Origin of the sequence: Hwangdonia seohaensis (assembly GCF_031932625.1) — a bacterium.
Classification (GTDB): domain Bacteria; phylum Bacteroidota; class Bacteroidia; order Flavobacteriales; family Flavobacteriaceae; genus Hwangdonia; species Hwangdonia seohaensis.
Genome location: NZ_JAVSCK010000002.1, coordinates 831,588 through 852,884, shown reverse-complemented (window position 1 = coordinate 852,884; position 21,297 = coordinate 831,588). Strand labels below are relative to the sequence as shown.

23 protein-coding genes are annotated in these 21,297 nt (G+C 36.2%); 4 read left to right on the top strand and 19 right to left on the bottom strand.

Features of this window, described 5'->3' with window-relative positions:
* Positions 1-3: 3 nt before the first annotated feature.
* Complete coding sequence (locus tag RNZ47_RS09040) at positions 4-855, top strand: aminotransferase class IV (RefSeq protein WP_311939014.1); 852 nt, start codon at positions 4-6, stop codon at positions 853-855.
* A gap of 104 nt (positions 856-959) precedes the next feature.
* Here RNZ47_RS09040 and RNZ47_RS09035 read toward each other — a convergent pair whose 3' ends face one another.
* From RNZ47_RS09035 to RNZ47_RS09015, 5 genes are all read right to left on the bottom strand, one after another.
* Positions 960-1,520 carry a YqgE/AlgH family protein gene (locus RNZ47_RS09035; RefSeq protein WP_311939012.1) on the bottom strand — a complete coding sequence of 187 codons (561 nt, stop codon included), beginning with the start codon at positions 1,518-1,520 and terminating at the stop codon, positions 960-962.
* Between the two features lie 123 nt (positions 1,521-1,643).
* The gene (locus RNZ47_RS09030; RefSeq protein ID WP_290268080.1) at positions 1,644-1,916 is read right to left on the bottom strand and encodes an HU family DNA-binding protein; all 273 of its coding nucleotides are present in this window, start codon (positions 1,914-1,916) and stop codon (positions 1,644-1,646) included.
* A 188-nt stretch (positions 1,917-2,104) separates the two neighbouring features.
* On the bottom strand, positions 2,105-3,052 hold the full coding sequence (gene fmt / locus RNZ47_RS09025) for a methionyl-tRNA formyltransferase (RefSeq protein WP_311939008.1): 948 nt from the start codon (positions 3,050-3,052) through the stop codon (positions 2,105-2,107).
* 195 nt (positions 3,053-3,247) lie between these two features.
* Positions 3,248-5,149: a RecQ family ATP-dependent DNA helicase gene (locus tag RNZ47_RS09020; protein WP_311939006.1), complete on the bottom strand. Its 1,902-nt coding sequence runs from the start codon at positions 5,147-5,149 to the stop codon at positions 3,248-3,250.
* A 2-nt stretch (positions 5,150-5,151) separates the two neighbouring features.
* Positions 5,152-5,691, bottom strand: a complete 540-nt coding sequence (locus RNZ47_RS09015) for an AAA family ATPase (protein ID WP_311939004.1) — start codon at positions 5,689-5,691, stop codon at positions 5,152-5,154.
* Between the two features lie 90 nt (positions 5,692-5,781).
* Here RNZ47_RS09015 and RNZ47_RS09010 point away from each other — a divergent pair, with 90 nt between their 5' ends.
* From RNZ47_RS09010 to murA, 3 genes are all read left to right on the top strand, one after another.
* Entirely contained in the window at positions 5,782-6,075 is a 294-nt protein-coding gene (locus tag RNZ47_RS09010; RefSeq protein WP_311939002.1) for a DUF493 family protein, read from the top strand.
* A 191-nt stretch (positions 6,076-6,266) separates the two neighbouring features.
* Entirely contained in the window at positions 6,267-6,917 is a 651-nt protein-coding gene (locus RNZ47_RS09005) for a DUF4290 domain-containing protein (protein WP_311938999.1), read from the top strand.
* Positions 6,918-6,925: 8 nt separating this feature from the next.
* Positions 6,926-8,236 (top strand): UDP-N-acetylglucosamine 1-carboxyvinyltransferase, encoded by a 1,311-nt coding sequence (gene murA / locus RNZ47_RS09000; RefSeq protein WP_311938997.1) that lies wholly within the window; start codon positions 6,926-6,928, stop codon positions 8,234-8,236.
* 337 nt (positions 8,237-8,573) lie between these two features.
* Here murA and RNZ47_RS08995 read toward each other — a convergent pair whose 3' ends face one another.
* From RNZ47_RS08995 to RNZ47_RS08930, 14 genes are all read right to left on the bottom strand, one after another.
* Entirely contained in the window at positions 8,574-9,812 is a 1,239-nt protein-coding gene (locus RNZ47_RS08995) for a DUF2130 domain-containing protein (RefSeq protein ID WP_311938995.1), read from the bottom strand.
* Positions 9,813-9,823: 11 nt separating this feature from the next.
* On the bottom strand, positions 9,824-10,771 hold the full coding sequence (locus RNZ47_RS08990; protein ID WP_311938993.1) for a zinc ribbon domain-containing protein: 948 nt from the start codon (positions 10,769-10,771) through the stop codon (positions 9,824-9,826).
* 155 nt (positions 10,772-10,926) lie between these two features.
* The gene (locus RNZ47_RS08985; protein ID WP_311938990.1) at positions 10,927-12,594 is read right to left on the bottom strand and encodes a formate--tetrahydrofolate ligase; all 1,668 of its coding nucleotides are present in this window, start codon (positions 12,592-12,594) and stop codon (positions 10,927-10,929) included.
* A 196-nt stretch (positions 12,595-12,790) separates the two neighbouring features.
* On the bottom strand, positions 12,791-13,153 hold the full coding sequence (locus RNZ47_RS08980) for a SnoaL-like domain-containing protein (RefSeq protein ID WP_311938988.1): 363 nt from the start codon (positions 13,151-13,153) through the stop codon (positions 12,791-12,793).
* Between the two features lie 75 nt (positions 13,154-13,228).
* Complete coding sequence (locus tag RNZ47_RS08975; RefSeq protein ID WP_311938987.1) at positions 13,229-14,533, bottom strand: cryptochrome/photolyase family protein; 1,305 nt, start codon at positions 14,531-14,533, stop codon at positions 13,229-13,231.
* A 1-nt stretch (position 14,534) separates the two neighbouring features.
* A complete protein-coding gene (locus RNZ47_RS08970; protein ID WP_311938985.1) occupies positions 14,535-14,996 on the bottom strand; it encodes an SRPBCC family protein in 462 nt (153 codons plus the stop codon).
* 4 nt (positions 14,997-15,000) lie between these two features.
* On the bottom strand, positions 15,001-15,462 hold the full coding sequence (locus RNZ47_RS08965) for a TspO/MBR family protein (RefSeq protein WP_311938984.1): 462 nt from the start codon (positions 15,460-15,462) through the stop codon (positions 15,001-15,003).
* Complete coding sequence (locus tag RNZ47_RS08960) at positions 15,449-15,625, bottom strand: Lacal_2735 family protein (RefSeq protein ID WP_311938982.1); 177 nt, start codon at positions 15,623-15,625, stop codon at positions 15,449-15,451. Before RNZ47_RS08960 ends, RNZ47_RS08965 begins: the two co-directional genes overlap by 14 nt.
* 4 nt (positions 15,626-15,629) lie before the next feature.
* Entirely contained in the window at positions 15,630-16,148 is a 519-nt protein-coding gene (locus RNZ47_RS08955) for a glutathione peroxidase (RefSeq protein ID WP_376717821.1), read from the bottom strand.
* A gap of 17 nt (positions 16,149-16,165) precedes the next feature.
* Entirely contained in the window at positions 16,166-16,849 is a 684-nt protein-coding gene (locus RNZ47_RS08950) for an SDR family NAD(P)-dependent oxidoreductase (RefSeq protein WP_311938980.1), read from the bottom strand.
* Positions 16,850-16,874: 25 nt separating this feature from the next.
* Positions 16,875-17,090, bottom strand: coding sequence for a hypothetical protein (locus RNZ47_RS08945; RefSeq protein WP_311938977.1), 216 nt, complete (start codon positions 17,088-17,090; stop codon positions 16,875-16,877).
* Positions 17,091-17,260: 170 nt separating this feature from the next.
* Entirely contained in the window at positions 17,261-17,485 is a 225-nt protein-coding gene (locus RNZ47_RS08940) for a hypothetical protein (protein WP_311938975.1), read from the bottom strand.
* A gap of 142 nt (positions 17,486-17,627) precedes the next feature.
* The gene (locus RNZ47_RS08935) at positions 17,628-19,055 is read right to left on the bottom strand and encodes an SDR family oxidoreductase (RefSeq protein WP_311938973.1); all 1,428 of its coding nucleotides are present in this window, start codon (positions 19,053-19,055) and stop codon (positions 17,628-17,630) included.
* A gap of 313 nt (positions 19,056-19,368) precedes the next feature.
* Complete coding sequence (locus RNZ47_RS08930) at positions 19,369-21,099, bottom strand: APC family permease (protein WP_311938972.1); 1,731 nt, start codon at positions 21,097-21,099, stop codon at positions 19,369-19,371.
* Between the last annotated feature and the right edge of the window lie 198 nt (positions 21,100-21,297).

Here is a 21,297-nt window from a genome sequence, read left to right as displayed (position 1 = left end):
TTTATGATAAATTTTAACGAGCAAATTGTAGAACCAGATTCTAAATTATCTATAAACAGCAGGGGGTTTAATTACGGCGATGCCCTTTTTGAAACCATTAAAACCTCCTACGGGAAACTGCTTTTTTGGGAAGACCATTATTTTAGGTTAATGGCATCAATGCGCATTATGCGTATGGAAATCCCGATGAATTTCACCATGGAATTTCTTGAAGAACAAATTCAAAAAACATTAGAAGCTAATCAATTGCAACAAGCATCGGCCCGGGTTAAATTAATGGTGCAACGCCACCAAGGCGGCTTGTATTTGCCGGATAGCAATTCAGTTGATTTTATAATAACAACCCAAGCTGTACCAGACGATTTTTATTTGCTTAAAGACGATTTTTACGAAGTCGATTTGTTTAAGGATTATTATGTGTCACCCACTTTATTATCTACTTTAAAAACCAATAACAAAGCCCTTAATGTGGTGGGAAGTATTTATGCTAAAGAAAACAACTTACACAATTGCTTGCTTTTAAACACCAATAAACATGTTATTGAAGCATTAAACGGAAATGTTTTTGTGGTAAAGGATAATGTGATAAAAACACCCCCAATAGCTGATGGTTGTTTAAAAGGCATTATGCGAAAACAACTTATTGATATTGTAAAAAAGATGCCTGAATTAGAGGTGATGGAAGCTTCCATATCGCCGTTCGAGCTTCAAAAAGCCGACGAAATTTTTATAACAAATGTTATTGTGGGTATTCAGCCCGTAACAAAATACAGAAAAAAAACATTCAAAAACGACGTGTCTAAAATGCTATTGCAAAAATTGAATGTTAAAATTAGATTGAGCAGCACGAACTAAACCTTTGTAGCCGTTCTGGTTTTACTTTTTTTTTTGGAAATTGGGATTTATTTTTTTTGGAATTTGATAGCTCGAATGCTTGCGGCGAGGTAGTTCATTTAATATCAGTTATAATTCGGATTTTCAGGAGCATTGGACCAAATGCTGTACTCGCCACCAAATTCTAGCATCTTTTCTTTCCAAAACGATTCGTAATTTTTTTCAATAATATGTTCCTTGTAGATGTTGTTCGTAACAACCCACGAATTCGCTTTTAATTCTTCATCCAACTGATTGGTTTCCCATCCAGAATATCCAAGAAAAAACCGAATATCGGTTTCCTTAATAGAGCCGCTTGCAATAAGTTCGGCAACTTTACTAAAATCGCCACCCCAATAAATACCCAAAGAAATCTCAATACTCTCAGGAATTAAGTCCGGTACTTTATGTATAAAATATAGATTGTCTTGCTCAACGGGGCCGCCGTTGTAAACTTTAAAATTGGCCTCAACATCTGGCACCAAATCGCTAATAGTGTACTCTAAGGGCTTATTCAAAATAAAACCTATAGAGCCCTCATGCGAGTGATCTGCTAACAAAACTATGGAGCGATTAAAAGAAACATCTCCTATTATAGCAGGTTCTGCGATTAACAAATCACCTTTTTTGGGTTTAGTTGTAATCATACTGTCGAGGAATTTATCAATTAAATCTAATATTTTTTTATTTAAAATGCAACTGTTTTACCATATTCAACAAAAAATGCCTTCAATTCTGAAGGCATTTAAAGAATATATTATCGGTAAATATTAGTTTACTGCATTTGATAAATCAGATCCAGCTTTAAACTTTACTACGTTTTTAGCTTTGATTTTGATAGTCTCTCCAGTTTGAGGATTTCTTCCCTCTCTTGCAGCTCTTTTAGAAACTGACCAAGATCCGAATCCTACTAAAGAAACTCTGTTGCCTTTTTGTAAAGCCCCTTCAATTTCAATAATTGCGCATTCTAAAGCTTTTTTTGCAGCTGCTTTAGTAATTCCTGCGTGTTCTGCCATGGCATCGATTAAATCTGTTTTGTTCATAATATAAAATTTAATAATTAATAAATTGGTTAAACATTTTTGTTAAATCCTTTACAAATTTATACGGATTATACTACCATGCAAGTAATAGCAAGGGAAATACCCGCTTTTGTTGATAACTTAATGCTTTTGTTAATAAAGACAATGCGTTTTGTCGATGTTTTTATAATATGAGTGGGAATAAGGGTTTAGAGCACTTTGGCACCACCTTGAAAAGCATACCCGTTTAAAAGCGATTTTATATCCATAGTGCGCTTACCCGGAAGCTTAATTTCCTTTATAATAAGGTAACCATTTGTAACAGCAACCTTTACTTCGTTTTTATTCGAAACCACGGTTCCTAGTTCCAAGGCATGGGCTGTTTTTTCTTTTTCGGCTTTATAGATTTTAACGTCCAATTCGTCCGCGCCATTTATTAACCTGCACCAAGCTGCAGGATACGGACTCAACCCACGGATATGATTGTAAATATTATCCAAAGTATCGTGCCAATCAATTTTACAATTGTCCCTATTTAGTTTGTGCGCAGTTTTTATAGCGTCGGAGTCTATTTGGGGAGTCGTTTTCACATCGCCCTTTTCAATTAAAGCAACGGTTTTTAAAACCAGTGCGCTTCCAACAACCATCAGTTTGTCGTGTAAGCTTCCTGCATTTTCCTCGGGGTCTATGGCCACGTCCTCTTGAAGAATCATTTCGCCCGTATCAATTTTCTCATCTATAAAAAACGTTGAAACGCCGGTTTTGGTTTCGCCGTTTATAATAGCCCAATTAATGGGTGCGGCACCACGGTAATTTGGCAATAACGAAGCGTGTAAATTAAAGGTGCCGTATTCCGGCATTTGCCAAACCATTTGGGGCAGCATCCTAAAAGCCACCACAATTTGAAGGTTGGCTTTTAAAGCCTTTAGCTCATTCAAAAAATCCTCGCTTTTTAAATTTGTGGGCTGCAAAATGTTTAAGCCCACAGATTTTGCATATTGCTTTACCGCACTTTCGTTCAATTTTCGTCCGCGGCCGGCAGGTCTATCGGGTGCCGTAATAACGCCCGCAATGGTATAGTTGTTTTCTACCAATGTTTTTAAGGTCGCCACTGCAAAATCTGGCGTTCCCATAAAAACAATTCTTAAGTTTTTCATTTTTTTTAGTATTTAAAATTTGGGCGTTCCCCTGCGCTTCGAGTACCTCAGCGACCGTCGGGTCGGGCTTTCCGCTGCAAGTCCGCGCTCGTACCTCGCTGTGGGATTTCCGCTGCAATCCCTAACGCAACCATCTGCCAAAGTTATACCAAACCCAATATTTAGTTCGCCTTTGCAATGTTCTTTTTTTAGTAATCAGTCTTTTAATTTATAGGTATTTGTTGTTGTAATTGTAATCATATTGTGTTCCAAAAGCAACTTTAAAACGGTTTTCACATCTTTCTCTGGGCAATTTAAGGTGGTGCTAATTAGTCGAGACGACAGGTCGCCGTTTTCAAGTAATTCTATAATGCGTTTTTTTATGGTATTGATATCTTGCGGTTTATTCTTTTTTTCAGCTGACACACAAACCGAACAAATGCCGCAGGGTTTCACATCTTTTTCACCAAAATAGGTGAGGAGCTGTATGCTTTTACAAACCGAATCATTTTCAACATAATCAAGCATACTTTTAACTTGCTGTTGTTTTAATGTGTTTTGCTGCTCGATAATAGAGGCGATGCGATTGATGGTTTTGTCATCTTCACGCGGTTGGATGAACGTAATCTGCGCATCGGTTTTTGCCAAATTCAGCGTGATGATTTCACTGCTTTCCAGCTCGTGCAACACAGCGATTAATTTAGATTCCGTAACCGAGGCCTTTTCGGCAATACGCTTTAAATCAACTTTGGTAACATGGTCAAAAATGCCGCCGTACATTCTAAGCATCGATTTTACTATTATATTGAATTCCTGGTGCGTTTCCAAATAATTAAATAAAGCCCCGCTGGAAATAATAAACTGTACCGTAACCTTGTTTTTAAACTGTTTCGATAAGGTAATCACACTATTTCGGTCTAAAATCAATAGGGCGTTATAACATAAAATCGAACTGAAATTATAGGTTTTGCAAAAGGTGTTAAAATCGAAATCGTTGGTAACGTATTCGCCTTCACCATAAGAAATCTGAAAATAACTGCACAGTTTTCTGTACACCTGTTTTACAAAATCTACCGTTGGCAACACCTTTAAAAATTGGTTTTTAACCAAAACGGCATCGCTATTGTTCTTTAAAATAACGGCAAAAGCCTTGTCGCCATTTCTACCCACACGACCCGCTTCCTGAAAATAACTTTCAATGCTTTCGGGCAAATTCAAATGGATAACCGTTTTAACATCGGGTTTATCAATGCCCATTCCAAAGGCATTTGTGGCCACCATAACCTGTTTGCGGTTGGCTATCCAATCGCTCATGTTTGCATCCTTTTCATCATTGGAAAGTCCCCCGTGGTAATAGGTTGCCCCAATGTTTTTCGAGGCTAAAAACGAGGCCAAATCCAAGGTTAGTTTTCTGTTTCTAACGTAAATAATCGACGAGGCTTTATACTTTTTTAAAATGCTTTCAATGCGGTAATATTTATCGTTTTCGTGGTAAACCATGTACGCCAAATTGGGTCTGTAAAACGATTGCTTGAATATTTTGGGCTTTATAAAATCGAGTTCTTTGGTAATGTCGTCAATAACTTCGGGTTTTGCCGAAGCCGTTAAGGCAATCACATTTACACTGGGTTGCAATTGGCGCAAAAGCGTAATGTTTTTATAAGCGGGCCTAAAATCGCTTCCCCACTGCGAGATACAGTGTGCCTCGTCCACCGCAATTAAATTCACGTTCATTAACCTAATTCGGTCTTGTACCAATTCTTGCTGTAAACGTTCGGGCGAGAGGTATAAAAACTTGTAGTTTCCGTAAATGCAATTATCCAAAAGCGTGTCTAATTGGCTATATGAAATCCCACTGGTTAGCGCCATGGCTTTAATGCCTTTGTCGTTAAGCTGCTGCACTTGGTCTTTCATAAGTGCAATTAAGGGCGAAATTACAATGCAAATACCATCTTTTGCCAAAGCTGGGATTTGAAAACACAACGATTTTCCGCCACCCGTTGGCAACAGCGCAAATGTATCTTCGCCATCTAAAACCGCATTGATAATAGCTTCTTGGTTGGGTTTAAACGATGTGAATTTCCAATAGCGTTCCAATATGTTTATGGGGTGTACCATAATTACATATTAAGGGTTTTAAGAATAAAATCGACTCTTTTTTCTACAACATCAAAAGGTACGTCAATCAATTTATAATTAAAAGATTGATAGGTGTTTTGTAAATGTTCGTGAATTTGCAAAGCTTCTTCAAAACTTTCATAACGCTCGTTATCGCTCACATAAATATCCTGCCAAGGTTTTAAAATAAAAACGCAATCGTAATAACAGTCTTTGCACACCTCGGTAAAATAGGGCGGATACGGATCGCCAATAAAATCCATGTATGCCAAAACATCGGGCACGCCACGATCTAAAAAAACAACTTCGGTTTTTAGGTTTTTGGTATCGTTGTATTGCTGCTCCCTGCCTCTTAAAAGCATTTCGCTAAACAATAAAGGGTTTGTTAAAAACAGTTGGTCTATCCCGTCTTTTTTGGCATCTAAGGTTACTTGACGCGAAATTTCCTCAAAACACAAATAACCTCTATCGGCCAATGCATTAATAATACTGGATTTTCCTGTGCCTGGACCACCGGTGATAACAATTCTTTTCGTATTCAAATGGTAAGATTTATGCCGTAAAAATCGTAATTTAACGCTTATAAAAAAAATGCAAATAAACAGTATCTTTGCAACTTATTAAATAATTTTATGAGCACACCTACAAATCCAGAAGAATTTTATAAAAAATTAAAAGGGCAATTACAAGATACGGCACTTTGGCCAACAGAATATTTATATAAATTTATTGTTAAATCAGATTCAAAAAAGATAGCTGAAATTGAGGCTATTTTTGATAATATGGGCGCTGTTATCAATACAACACCATCAAAAAACGGTAAATACACAAGTGTATCGGTTAATTTGCGTATGCGCAACCCCGATGCCGTTATTGAAAAATATAAAGAAGTAGCAATAAAAATAGAAGGCGTTATAAGCCTTTAAAAACTGTTTTTGGGCAGAAGAAAACAAAGTTTTTAATCATAGTACTGCTACGACTTAAAATTTTAACGAAACTATGCTCAAAAGAGGCATAAAAAAATAAGAAACACATTTTTAAACAGCCTCTTAATTTTTTTTGTATTTTGCGCAAGCATAGCAACTACTTGCCAAATTATATAATCTACACATTTATTTTGATAGACGATTTAGAATACAACACAGAGCGTGAGCATTTAATCATACCAGAATATGGTCGCCACATGCAGAAAATGATTAACTACGCGAAATCCAGAGAAACCAAGGAAGAACGCAATAAATTAGCCAAAGCCATAATTTCCGTAATGGGAAACATGCAACCACATTTAAGGGACGTTCCAGATTTTCAGCACAAATTATGGGATCAGCTTTTTATCATGTCTAATTTTGAATTGGACGCCGATTCACCTTACGATAAACCCACAAAAGAACTTTTTGAAGAAAGCCCAGAACCTTTAAAATACCCGCAAAACTTTCCTAAATATCGTTTTTACGGAAACAATATTAAAACCATGATCGACGTTGCTAATACATGGGAAGCAGGCGAGCTTAAAGAGGCTTTACTTTACACCATTGCCAACCACATGAAAAAGTGTTTTTTAAATTGGAATAAAGACACGGTTGAAGATGCGGTAATTTTTAATCATTTGTACGAATTGTCAAATGGTAAAATAGATTTGCGTAATTCTGAAGAAGATTTATCCGATTCATCAAGCTTAATGCGTACCAAAACCAAATACAGTAGTAGTAATAAAAAAGGCGGACACCAAAAAAAGAGTTCGGGCAGTCGCCAGAGAAAACGTTATTAAGCGCATTTATGGGAACATTTAAAATTGAAGGTGGACACCAATTAAAAGGAAGTATTCGTCCACAAGGAGCAAAAAACGAAGCCTTGCAAATTTTATGCGCGGTTTTATTAACGCCAGAACGCGTTACCATACACAACATTCCAGATATTATTGATGTTAATAAGCTTATTGGTTTATTACAAAAACTAGGTGTTAAAACCGAAAAATTGGCCGAAGGAACGTACAGCTTTCAAGCCGATAACGTGAATTTAAAATATTTGGAATCCCCGGAATTTAAAGAAGACGGTAAAGGACTCCGTGGTTCTATAATGATTGTAGGCCCATTGTTGGCACGCTTTGGTAGAGGTTATATTCCAAAACCCGGAGGCGATAAAATTGGTCGCAGACGTTTAGATACACATTTTGAAGGCTTAATTAAACTGGGCGCGAAATTCAGGTACAGCAAAGAAGAACAGTTTTATGGCGTTGAAGCCGATACCTTAAAAGGCACCTATATGTTGCTTGAAGAAGCATCGGTTACCGGGACCGCCAATATTTTAATGGCTGCCGTTTTGGCCAAAGGGCAAACCACCATTTACAACGCCGCTTGCGAACCCTATTTGCAGCAATTGTGTAAAATGCTGAATCGTATGGGCGCAAAAATCAGTGGCGTAGGTTCCAATATGTTGATTATCGATGGCGTTGAAAGTTTAGGCGGCACCGAGCACACCATGCTTCCGGATATGATTGAAATCGGGAGTTGGATTGGTTTAGCGGCCATGACCAAAAGCGAGCTCACCATTACCAATGTAAGTTGGGACGATTTGGGCATTATTCCAAACGTGTTCAGGAAATTGGGCATTACCGTTGAAAAACAAGGCGATAACATCCATATTCCGGCTCATACCGATGGTTACGAAATACAAAGTTTTATCGATGGTTCTATTTTAACCATTTCCGATGCGCCATGGCCTGGGTTTACACCAGATTTATTAAGTATCATTTTGGTGGTCGCCACACAAGCCCGAGGCAGTGTATTGGTACACCAAAAAATGTTTGAAAGCCGTTTGTTCTTTGTCGATAAGTTGATTGATATGGGCGCAAAAATTATTCTCTGCGACCCGCATCGCGCCACTGTTATTGGGCACGATTTTAAATCGACCTTAAAAGCCACCACCATGACTTCGCCAGATATTCGTGCCGGTGTGTCCTTATTAATTGCGGCCTTATCGGCTAAAGGGACTTCAACCATTATGAATATTGAGCAGATTGACCGTGGTTACGAAAACATCGACAAGCGTTTGCGTGCTATTGGCGCGCGTATTGAACGTGTGGAGTAATTCTGTTATTGCATTTTCCTATTAGTATAAAATTACATCTTGTTTTATGGTTGGCTAGCACTAAGCTGTGTTTAGTGACAACACCCTTTATTTTTTAAAAAAGAAAAAGGATTTTAATTTTTTGCCATTTGAAAAACCACTAAGTGGAACTTAGCGGTAGCGATATCGTTTCCTTTGTAATCTTTGGTTTTTTGAGTTACGCTTATCGTGATTGTATATGAAACGTTGCGTGTATAAGCAACTAATTTAGCAAATAAAAAACGAATAGAAAATTCGCGTGGATTTTCGTAAGTAGGCGAGTACTAGCAATGAATAATACACTGTGTTATAATGTGTTTTATTCATCAATTGTTGTGTCGGGTAATTCCAAAATTGCAGAAGTCTCTAATTCCTTTCCTGCAATTCCTTTAATAGAACCAAACAATACGTTAATGTTTTCTTGAACTCCCCAAATTTGTTTTTCTCTTGTTGCAAAATTTTTGAATGCAACTTTCTTTTCATAATTCAATTGTTGAATCATTGAATCATAATTTTCAATAATTCGATTGATGTTCTGAACAAATTCATTACTTGTTAAATATGAATATAGAAGTTCCATTTTATCTCCTTTATTTTCGTCAGTTGATTTTACTGATTGTGTTTTTATCAAAAGCTCTCTTAAAACAAAAGAAACACTTTTTACTTCATTAAACCCACAAATCCATACGCCATTTTTTTCTCCAAATCTATCCATATCACTTGGGAAAGTTTCGGTAACAATTACAGCAATATCTGCTTTACAATTAATTTGGTCTTGTTTTAGTTTATTTATCCAATCATTTGAAAAGTTCTTCGTTCTTTTACTTTCATAAACTATTGAACCACAATTTTGTTGAAGTGAATTAATTACTGTTTGAATACAATCGGCTCCGCGAATTCCTTTTCCAACTTCATCAATATTATCGAAAGGATAAGTGTTTTTTAATAGTTCTTCAAGTGCTAACTCTTGAATTTCTCCTTGCATTTGCATTGAACCTTGTTCAGCTTTTCGTTTCATTTCATCGATTAGCTTTTTTTGGTCTTCAAGTTGCTTTTTATATTCTTTTTCTTTTAAAGCCATTGATTCACGCTCTTTAGCTTTAGCTTTTTCTTCTATTTCGGTTTGTTTTTCGAGCAATTCTTTTTGTACGTTAAGCTTCAGGTCTTCAGCTTTTTCTTTTAGTTCATTTTCTCTTTTTAGTAAATCAATTTCTTGTGCTCTTAAAGTTCTATTTTCTTCTTTCTTTTTTTCGTTTTCTTCTTGAAGTGATTTTAATTGTTGTTCAAATGATTCTTGTGTTTGCTTTTGGATTTTTTCAGATTCTTTTACTAAACGTTGTTCGAGCTTTTCTTTAAAGAGTTCGTTTTCTTTTTCTTTCTTTTGTTCAAATTCCTCTTTTTCCTTTTCAAGACCTTTACGCTCTAAATTAAATTTTTGAGCTTGTTCAGCAACTTTACGCTCGTATTCTGCTTTGAAATGTGCTTCTAATTTTCCAGATAGAGCTTCTTCAACATCAAATTCGTTTCCGCAATTTGGACATTTTATTTTATCGTTCATTCGGTAATTTTTTATTCAATAATTCCACTCGGTAATTTTCGAGTCATCTTTTTACTAATTTGTGTCAAGAATTTTTTCATACTGACTGGTGCAGCTCCATTAACATAATATTCTTCAGTATATCCAAAACTACTTTTTTCTTTAATTTTCAATCCATCCTGTGAACGATAATTTTTTATAAATTTCCATTCATCATCTTTTGAAGGGTTTACTTTATCTGGAAATGCAAGTAATACATCTTTCACGAGGTCTAAATTCATTGCAGGACAAAATCGATATTGAAAAAGATGTTTTTCTAAAGTGTGGCTAATTCTTTCTTTGTCGAATTCCCAATCTCCATTAGTGTTTAACCATTTACCATATGTGAATAACTCCGAATGTTCTACAAAAGATAGTCTTGTTTGTATACAACCCCATAAATTATAATCATAATTGTTTTCATATCCAAAACAGTAAAGTTCTGGCTTATAACTGGCTTTTCTTTGTCTATAACACCATTGATAACTAAACATTGAATCCCATAAAACTTTTTCTCCATTATGATAAACTTTTCTGTTTCTCCAACCTTTTAAGTTTTCCAATAATGGTTCAAGTGTTTCAATTTGGTCTTCTGAAACATTTACACGATAAGTTGCTTTTTTATCTTCTCCAATTTGCTGAAATGTGTTGAATTTTTTGGCTTCCTCAACAGCAAAATCAAAAGTTTGAGAAGTAGAAAACTTGAACTCAACTGTAATTCCGAAGTCAGGAATTGGTTGCTCAATAATTTCTATTTTTGGTTTGTTTTCTGGCTTTGTTTTTCCGTTTATTTGTGTTCCGCATTCTTGACAAAATTTGGAATTTGGTTCATTTTTATATTTGCAATTAGGACAATTTATTTCGGTCTGATTTGAACCGCAATTCGGACAAAATTTAAAATTATCTTGAATTTCAGTCTCACATTTATAACAATTTTTCATATGTCTTCGTCTGTTTGTTTAAATGCACTACAACGACTTGATATGAAATCGTTATAATATTTTATATCTAATGATACTGAAACAAGTTCAGCACAAGTTAGCGAATATAGAATTTTCTTACTAAAAAACCAATACGTATTCCTACGTATTTTTACCTAAAACAAGCCCGTAATTTCGCCCTCATCGTTAATATCGATGTTTTCAGACGCCGGATGTGCCGGTAACCCGGGCATGCGCATTATATCGCCCGTAATCGGGATTAAAAAACCGGCACCTGCGGCAATTTCAATTTCCCTAACGGTAATGATAAAATCCTTTGGGCGCCCTAATAACTTGGGGTTATCGGATAAAGATTTTTGGGTTTTGGCGATACAAATAGGTAAATGGTCTAAACCTAAATGGCTTATTTTCCTTAAATGGGCTTTGGCTTTTGCGGTGTAATCTACATATTCGGCGCCATAAATTTCGGTGGCTATGGTTTCAATTTTATCGGTAACACTGGATTCCCAATTGTACAAGGGCGTAAAGTTTGAGGTTTTGGCTTCTACCACATCAATAACACATTGTGCCAACTCCAAAGCACCCCCGCCGCCTTTTGCCCAAACATCGGCCAAGGCCACTTTAATGCCTTTGGTGGCCGCAAAATCTTTTATCAATTGGATTTCGGCATCACTATCCGAAGTAAACTTATTGATGGCAATTACGGGCGATACCTTGAATTTGGAAATGTTTTCGAGGTGTTTTTCCAAGTTGGGCAGTCCGTTTTTAAGCGCATCGAGATCGGGCGTGGTCAACGATTTTAAATCGGCACCGCCATGGTATTTTAGCGCGCGAATGGTGGTGGTAAGCACCACGGCCTTGGGTTTAAGTCCGGCACTTTGGCATTTGATATCGAAGAATTTTTCGGCCCCTAAATCGAAACCAAAACCGGCTTCGGTTACCGTATAATCGGAATGCGACATGCCCATTAACGTGCCAATTACGGTGTTGGTGCCTTGGGCGATATTGGCAAAAGGCCCCCCGTGAATAATGGCTGGATTACCCTCAATGGTTTGTACCAAATTGGGCTTTATGGCATCTTTTAGTAAGGTAGCCATAGCGCCTTCGGCTTTTAAATCTTTGGCGTAAATGGGTTCTTTATTAAAGGTAAAGCCTATAAAAATATTTCCTAAGCGTTTTTTGAGGTCGGTTAAATTTTCGGCTAAACACAGGATGGCCATAATTTCGGAAGCTGCGGTAATATCGAATCCGGTTTCACGAGGTATGCCTGATGCAGTACCGCCCAAACCAACAATGGTGTGCCTTAAGGCGCGGTCGTTCATATCGATAACGCGTTTCCACCCAATGGTTCTGGGGTCTATCAATAACGAGTTTGTTTTGCTTTGGATGTTATTATCGATTAGGGCAGATAGTAAATTGTGGGCTTTTTCGATAGCGGAAAAATCGCCCGTAAAATGCAGATTGATATCCTCCATAGGCAACACTTGTGAGTATCCGCCGCCCGTGGCACCACCTTTGATGCCAAAAATAGGCCCTAAAGAGGGTTCTCTTAAAACCACCGTAGTTTTTTTGTTTAAACGATTTAAACCTTCAGATAAACCAATGGAGATGGTTGTTTTTCCTTCGCCCGCCGGTGTGGGCGAAATGGCCGAAACCAGTATTAAATTGCTTTTATCGGCCTGTTGTTTGTTTATGGCTTTTAGTGGTAATTTAGCTTTATACTTGCCATACATTTCAATGTGTTCGGGGTCGACTCCAAATTTTTCGGCAATGGACGTGATGGGTTTAAGGGTGATGGTTTTGGCAATCTGTAAATCGTTCATAAAGCGTAAATTTTAATTATCGAAAATTCTAATATCAAGGTAAAAGTATAATTTTTAGACACTATATTTTGTGATATTTGTCATATAAATATAACCTGAATTATCGATATATCGGTATATAAAAAAAAGCTTCAAGTACAATATTGAAGCTTTTCTAGATTTTTACGGAATTTAGTGCTTTATGCTTTGGAGTTTTTCACATGGTGTAAAAAAATTGCTCGAAAACAATTTTGCCATCATTAACCTCAAATACGCAAACCTCTTCCATTTGCTGTCTGCCACGATCTTTAAACGTTACATCATACGCCATTTTACTTGTAAAATGATTACCGGCAACAACAGGATCGGAAATGATTCCGTCGTGAAATTCTACAACGTTATCTATCCATTGTTTGCTTTTATCCCAAACGTTTTGTTTGCCCGAAACAATTTCACCATACGGCACACCGGGCATTTCTTTACTCACCACATGGTCGGCGTATAATTCCTCAATACATTCCATGTTTTTACCTTCGCGACACATTTGTACCCACTTGTTCGCTACGTCTTGTGTGTTCATTTTTATATTTTTTTTGGTTCATGTTTTAAAGTTAATTAAATATTTGAACCCATTTATAAAAAATACATTGTGTTGTTATTGGAGCGCTTGTTTGTAAACCTGTAAACAGCGTTCGCGTGCCGCTTTGTGCTCTACAATTTCCTTGGGGTAGGTGAGCTCCTGAAAATCGGGCACCCAGGTTTTAATGTATTCCAAGTTTTTATCAAATTTTTTAATTTGGGTTGTTGGGTTGAAAATCCTGAAATATGGGGCTGCATCAACGCCGCAACCAGCCACCCATTGCCAGTTGCCAATGTTGCTTGCCATATCGTAATCGTGTAGTTTTTCGGCAAAATAGGCTTCGCCCCAGCGCCAATCGATTAATAAATGCTTACATAAAAAACTACCTACCAGCATACGTACCCGGTTGTGCATAAACCCCGTTTTATTTAATTGCCGCATACCGGCATCTACCAAGGGATAACCCGTTTTACCTGCGCACCACGCTTTAAATTCGGTTTCGTTATTACGCCACACAATACGGTCGTATTTGGGTTTGAAACTCTGGGTTTGCGTCTGCGGAAAGTGCCAGAGGATTTGCATGAAAAACTCGCGCCAAATCAATTCTTGCCAAAACACTTCCTGGGATTCCGCTATGGCTTTTTGCATCATTTTGCGGATGCTTACCGTACCAAATCGCAAATGAGGGCCTAGGCGTGAGGTGCTATCTTGCGCGGGGAAGTTGCGTGTAGCCTCGTAGTTTTGTATTAATTTTGGAGTGACTTGATAGGGTTTTATGTGCTGATTTGAAGCTTTAAAACCCATATCGGATAAACTTAAATTTGGCAGTGATTTCTCTTTAATCACATGGTCCAATAATTTTTCCGAATCGAAAGGTTTTATGTCGCTATCCGTAAAGGTGGCTTTCCAACGTTTCATATAGGGCGTGTAAACCAGATAGGGTGTGCCATCGCTTTTTACGACATCGTTTTTTTCAAAAACAACCTGATCTTTATGGGTTTTAAACGCTATGTTGTTATCGTTTAAAAAGTCTTTAATTTTTTTATCGCGAGTTTTGGCATAGGGTTCGTAATCGTGGTTGGTAAAAACCGTTTTGATGTTGTAATCGGCAATAATTCTTTTAAAAACTTCAATCGGTTTACCGTGATACATTGCTATACCGCTGTCATGCTCATTTTTTAACTTGCTGTTTAAAGTTTGAAGGGTGTTGTGAATAAAGGTAACGCGGGCATCGTTTTCAGGTAATTTTTCTAATATTTCAGAATCGAAAATAAAAATAGGGAGCACTTGGTGTTGATCTTTTAAAGCTTCAAATAACCCGTGATTGTCGTCAAGCCTTAAATCGCGGCGAAACCAGAATATGTTTATTGTATCTTTCATATTAATACGTGCCGAATAATTCTTCTAATTTTTTTGTTCTGTAATTAAAAATTTCTTCCAGTTTTGGCTTAACTAAAAAGGGGTGAATCCATTGTCCGATTATCCCGAAAGGCAATTTATAATCGATAATGTCTTCCATTTCTACACCACCATCAATTTCTTTTATAAAATGCTTATGGTGCCACAAGGCATAAGGGCCCAAACGCTGTTCGTCAACAAAATACTGTTTGTTAACGCTATGGGTGATTTCGGTTACCCATTTGGTTTTTATCCCCAAAACGGGTGTTACCATATATTGAATAATCTGACCCGCAAACATAGGTCTATCAGCTCCGGATAGGATGTTAAACCCCATATAATCCGGTGTAATCGTTTTTAAGTTTTTAGGGTTCGATAGAAAACCCCAAGCTTCATCAACGGTTATGGGTAAATTCTGTTTTTTATGAAGTCTGTAAATTTTCATCTAATTAATTGTAAAAGAGAATGTATGCGTTAAGTGAGGTGGCTATACAAAGCCAGATAAAATAGGGGAGTATTAATACACTTTTTAATTTCAATTCTTTTCTGAATGACAATAGAAAAAAGGCAACCACTAAGGTTAATGCAAGAATAACGGCTAAGCCTAAAGCAACCAAATGCTGATTGAAAAAGACGTAATTCCAAACAACGTTTAAAGCAAATTGAATACTGAAAAGCACAATGACTTTTTCTGATGTTAATAGTTTATAAAGAAACGCCATATAGATGGAAAAGCAAACCATTATGGTGGTCCAAGCAGCTCCAAATACCCAACCTGGTGGTGTCCAAGGCGCTTTGTTTAGGTTAATGTACCAATGGCTTTGTGGCCCATTGTCCATAAGCCAGCTCCCAATGGCCAAAGCACCAAAATTGATAATTAAAAAAACGATAATGTATTTAAATAGTTTCATGTTTTAAAATTTCAATTAGTTTGGCAATAGCTTCGGCTTCTTCGTATGTTTTATCGCTTTCCGAACGGTTTATACTGGATAGCCTATGCCATTCTTTCATGAGATTTTCATACTTTTTTTGAAGTTTTTGGACCTCGGTTTTCTTTTTAAATAATCCGAACATAGCTTTATTTTAAGTGTTTTGTGATTTTTAAACTTAGCGGACTTGTGTTTGAAAAATAGTAATCCACTAAATTGCCGTCGCTGTCGATTAAATATTTTTGAAAATTCCACTTTACAGAAGAATTTTTGCGTCCGTTGTTCTCTTTTTGAGTTAGCCAAGTATAAAGCGGGTGCTGGTTATTGCCTTTTACATCAATTTTTTCGGTGATTAAAAACCTAACGCCATAATTTTTTTCGCAAAACGATTTTATGCTTTCGGCATTTCCAGGCTCTTGACTCCCAAACTGGTTACAAGGCACGCCAATAACCTGTAGTTTGTTTTTATAGGCTTCATGCAGCTCCTGTAAGGCTTTGTATTGCGGTGTAAATCCACATTGCGAAGCCACATTTACAAAAAGAATGTGTTTTCCTTTAAATTCTGAAAGTTTTAAAGGTTTGCCTTCAAGTGAATTTATTTCAATATCGTAAATAGAATTGATATTCATTTTTTTGTGGTTGTTTTCGTTTGAAAAAAAAATAGCCATAAAAGTTTTTAGTAGATTCATATTTTAAAACTTACAATGCCACAGTCCATTTGGAAAATTTGTCCAGACATGGAGGCAGCTTTATCCGACATTAAAAAGGTTGCCATATCTGCTACCTCTTCTGGGTTTAAAAATTTTTTAAGTGGATGTCTTTCGGTTATGTTTTCAATCATTTTATCATTTCGCAATAGTTTTGAAGCCAATTGCGTGTTGGTAACGGTAGGTGCAATGGCATTAATGCGTATGGTTGGAGCAAGTTCTGCACCCAACGATTTTACCAAACCTTCAACGCCGGATTTTGCAGTGGCAATACTAGCATGAAACGGCATGCCCAATGTTGCCGCCACGGTACTAAAAAGCAGAATAGCGGGTTTGTTTCCTTTTTTTAGGATGGGTAAATAATGTTGAATGGCTTTTACGGTACCCAAAACATTGATTTCAAAATCGTTTTTAAAATCGGTGATGCTTAATCTGGAAATGGGTTTCAAATTGATGCTACCTGGGCAATATATAAGGCCGTCGGCATGTTGAATTTCGGGTAAATTATCTGTGGTGACGTCGCAGGTGTGGTGGGTTAAATTAGCATGCTCGAAGTTTCGAGCGGTTCTGCTAATGTTTACGACTTTATGGGAATTGACTAATGTGTTTATAATGGCCTTTCCAATGCCCTTACTTCCACCTATAACAATAATTGTTTTCATAATGGTTTCAGGGCATTTTTTTGTTTTATGGCCTGCCCTTGAGCCTTTTTTCGATTTTTTGTTTAATAACCGTTAAGCGTTTCATTAAATCCATTATTTCAGGATCTTTATTTTCTTTATAAATGGCATTTAAACTCAATATTAAATCTTTTACTTCTCTAGACGATTCGATACGCTCACTGGTTGTTTTAAAAGTGTGTTTACGTTGTTCGAACTCTAAAGCTTTATCAATAATCTCCATATTTTTTAATATTTTATCTTGAATTATATTGGTGTGAATCTATGTTAGATATTTCACAATTCGACAATATAATAAAATCTGCGTCATTTCTGTTTTATAGAGAGAAATATTATATAAAATTTAATATATTTTGTTTAAAACGGTTTTTAAAATCGCTATTATTTGAAAAATTAAGCGGTTAATGGCGCTCCCTTCAAGCGTTTTTCTACTTTACGTTTAATAGCCGTTAAACGCTTCATTATATCCATAATTTTTTCGTCTTTCTTAATTTTATATACTTGGTTTAAATCCAAAATTAACGCTTTGGCTTCCCTCGAAATTTTTACTCTATCTGATGTTGAAAGCGATCTCATTTTTCGTTGTTCAAACTCTAGTGCTCTATTGATTAAATCCATAATTCTTGTCTTTTAATTGTTTTAATATTGAAAATGGTATGATGTGTAACACCATTTTAAACTTAATAATACAAATATAAAAAATGTTTAATATGTTGTGTTAAAACTTAAACAAAAATATTTATCGAACTATAAGGAAAACTTATTGTGTTTTGGAGAGCTTAGTTATCATGCCTTTAAAAATGAATCCGTGGAACGGTAATACGCTGTACCAATACAGTCGACCCCAGAGCCCACGGGGTCTAAACGTAGCGGTTTGTTTTAAAACACCTTCTTCAATCTTAAATTCCAACCAAGCTTCACCGGGTAATCGCATTTCTGCGTAAAGCAACAGTTTTTGTTGGGTTTTATCGGCAAAAATGACCCGCCAAAAATCCAAAGCATCGCCAGCATGGAGTTCGGTTGGGTTTGTACGGCCTCTGCGTAAACCAATACCGCCAACAGCTTTATCGATATAACCACGTATGCGCCATAAAAAAGAACCGTAATACCATCCGTTTTTACCGCCAATGGCCCAAATTTTATCAATGGTTTTTTTAGGATTTTCCACAGGTCGTTCTTTATAATCTTTAAAACAGCCATATTTGGGTACATTAACATATTTATGCAAATTGTTGGGCAATCGGCCACTGCTAACCATGGAGTCCTTCCAACTGGAAATGATGCTATTTTGCTCAATTTTTTCGAATGCCAGTGAAACCGCTTGCTTGTAAGTTAACGGGCTAACCTTTAAAATTTCATTGATATTACTGGGTTTGCCAATAATTTGAACACCCATGCTATCAACCAACGATGTGGCTAATTTATACGAGGTTGAAGTGACAAAATACAGCCAATAGGAGGATAGTTTTGGTGTCATTACCGGTACCGTTAAAATATAACGTTTTAGGTTACGAACTTCTGCGAATTGAAGCAACAACTGCTTATATGTTAATACTTCGGGCCCAAAAACATCATAGGTTTTATTGTAAAGTTTGTTATGGCCCGCAGCACCGCTTAAAAAGGCTAGCACATCTCGAACCGCCAAAGGTTGTGTTTTGGTATTTAGCCATTTTGGAGCAATCATAAAAGGAAGTTTCTCAACTAAATCGCGAATGATTTCGAAAGAAGAACTGCCCGAACCAACAATGATACCTGCCTTAAAAATTGTTGTGGCGTAGTGTTTCGATTCGAGAATTTTTTCTACGTTTTGTCTGGACCGTAAATGTTTGGAGAGTTCTTCTTCATTGGTTATACCACTTAAATAAATCACCTGTTTTACTTTTGTGGTTTCAAGACAGGTTTTAAAGTTTTTTGCGCATTTTTCTTCCAACGATTCAAAGTCTTTGGAAGAATTGGACATCGAATGGATTAAATAATAAGCCACATCGATGTCTTTGGGTATATTTTTAAGTGTTTCGGGCTTTAAAAAATCGGCTTCAATAATTTCTATTAGCGATTCGTTTTTATAGCTTTCGTCAGCACGAAGTTTGTCTCTTACACAACAGATTACCTGATGCTCATTTTGAATTAATAAAGGTATTAGCCGTTTGCCAATATAACCTGTTGCTCCTGTAACGAGAATTTTCATTTGTTTTTATTTTGATGCAAATTCCTCGGGTTAAAAATAGAAATCAGCAGAATGGTATTATGGTAACTGGTTGTTCGTTTTTTAAGTTGAACATTAAATTATTGGAACTAAAAAAACCTTGTTTTGATATCAAATGACATGTTTTTTATACACTACCCATTGATTTAGAAATTAAACGTTTCAAATTCAGCAAATAATTGATAGCAAATATATAAAATGTTTAACAAAACATATACAATGTTAAACAAAATGTTTTTATCTTATAAAATAAACCTGTCAGGACATGTAATGCTCTTGCATACTTAAAACTGAGCTAAATGATTAATCGAACATCCCCTAATTCTTCAACGCGGTATGCGAATTGGTCGTCAGGTGATCCTATAAACATAAAATTTATAGGGATGTTCCAGCGTTTGGATAGCTCTTGAATTTTTTCCGGACCAAAAATCCCCTTTTCTTCAATTAATTCAATATTTATCAAGGGGTATGCACGATCTAAAACCCGTACATCATTTCTTAGGTTTGGAGCTATATGATTGTCTTCATTCAAAACGGCAACAATTTTTAATCGTTTTGTGTTTTCATTGGCAGAGATATATTGCAATACTTTATTTAAAGTGGCTACATCGTCATGATTTGTAAAAAATACAAATTGTTGATTGTTAATGTTATGAATAGCATTTTTTATTTTGAAGCTCAGGCTTTTGAATATGGCTAGTTTTTCAGACGTTAAGTAATCAATAAATAATAACAGCCCTTTTAACACGGTTGTTCTATGTAGCATAAAACCTACAACCAGTAAGGTAGGAATCAAATAATCTAAAAATATGATTAAATAGTCCGGGTTTAGAATCATATTTCCCAATAACGCAATGGCTACGCCCGCAATGGCTATGACGATTGAAATCCAACCTGCACGTTCCGGCCTTGGCAAGTTGTTTCTGTTTACCTTAAGCAACACGTTTCCTATAGCAAATAAAATCATGACACTTAAAAACGCCATAGTATAAACACCGGCCAATGCCTTTAAATCTCCAAGCGTAATAATTAAAATAGAACTGCATAACAAAAAGAAGGTGATATAAATTAAAAAAGAACTTCCTTTTTTGTTCTTTTTCAATAAAAAACTTGGTAAAATTCTATCTAGTGCCATACGTTCTACCAATCCGCCTATACCCACATACGAGGTCAATACAGCGCCGCTTAGTACCAAAGCTGCATCAACGGACACTAAATATAAAAGCCATTGCCCACCTGTTAAGTTGCCCATAAAAGACAATAAGGTTTCTTCATTTGCATTTATCGTAGCTATAGGAATTATTGATAAAGCTAAAAATGCCAACAAAGGGTTAAAAACGGTTATTACAATCCACATATTTCTTAATGTTTTTGGAAACACTCCTTTTTTTTGATCTTCAACATAATTGGCAGAACTTTCAAAACCACTTATGCCTAACATGGCTGCTGCAAAGCCAAAAAACAAAGCCATTGTAATACTGCCTTTTAAAGGCGCTTTAAAGTTTGAATAAAGCACATCAAAGCCATGGTTGATAAGAAAGTATATACTGAACAAACAAAGTGTAACCAATGAACAGAGGTGAAAAACAAAAATTACTATAGCAACTTTTGATGATTCTCCAATACCTGAAATTGCCAAGGCCATAAATACGGCCAATAAAAGTATGGTGATATACAATATAGGAATCCCGCCCCATAAACCATGAGCATATTTTACGGCTTCACTAGCCGAAATTACAGCCGTAGCCATATAGGATAACACAGTTAATGCGGCAGCAAATGAAGCTGTTGATTTTTTTGTAGTATTTAATAAAGCGTTATATGCACCACCATTTAGCGGTAATGCGCCAACAACTTCACCATAAATTTTTCTAAATAAAAAAAGGACGATGGAAACCATAAGTAGCGAAATCCACGCATATTGTCCAGCATAAACAATAGCTAAAGCCGAAACATATAAACAGGATGAACTAATATCATTGCCGCAAATTGCAGTAGCCGCAAGTTGATTAAGCTTTTTTTTCATCTGTTTTTGAGTTTATCTTATACTAAAGGTAATTAGATAATTGTTCTTTTATAAAATTAAAACCAAAAATTTTGAAGTTAATTCAAATAACAAATACCTGTTTTGTAAATATGCAAACAGTACTAATCAAGCAGTAAATGCATGTTGAAATGCTGACATCACCGCGATTAGTTAAGAATACATTCATGTTTTTTTAAG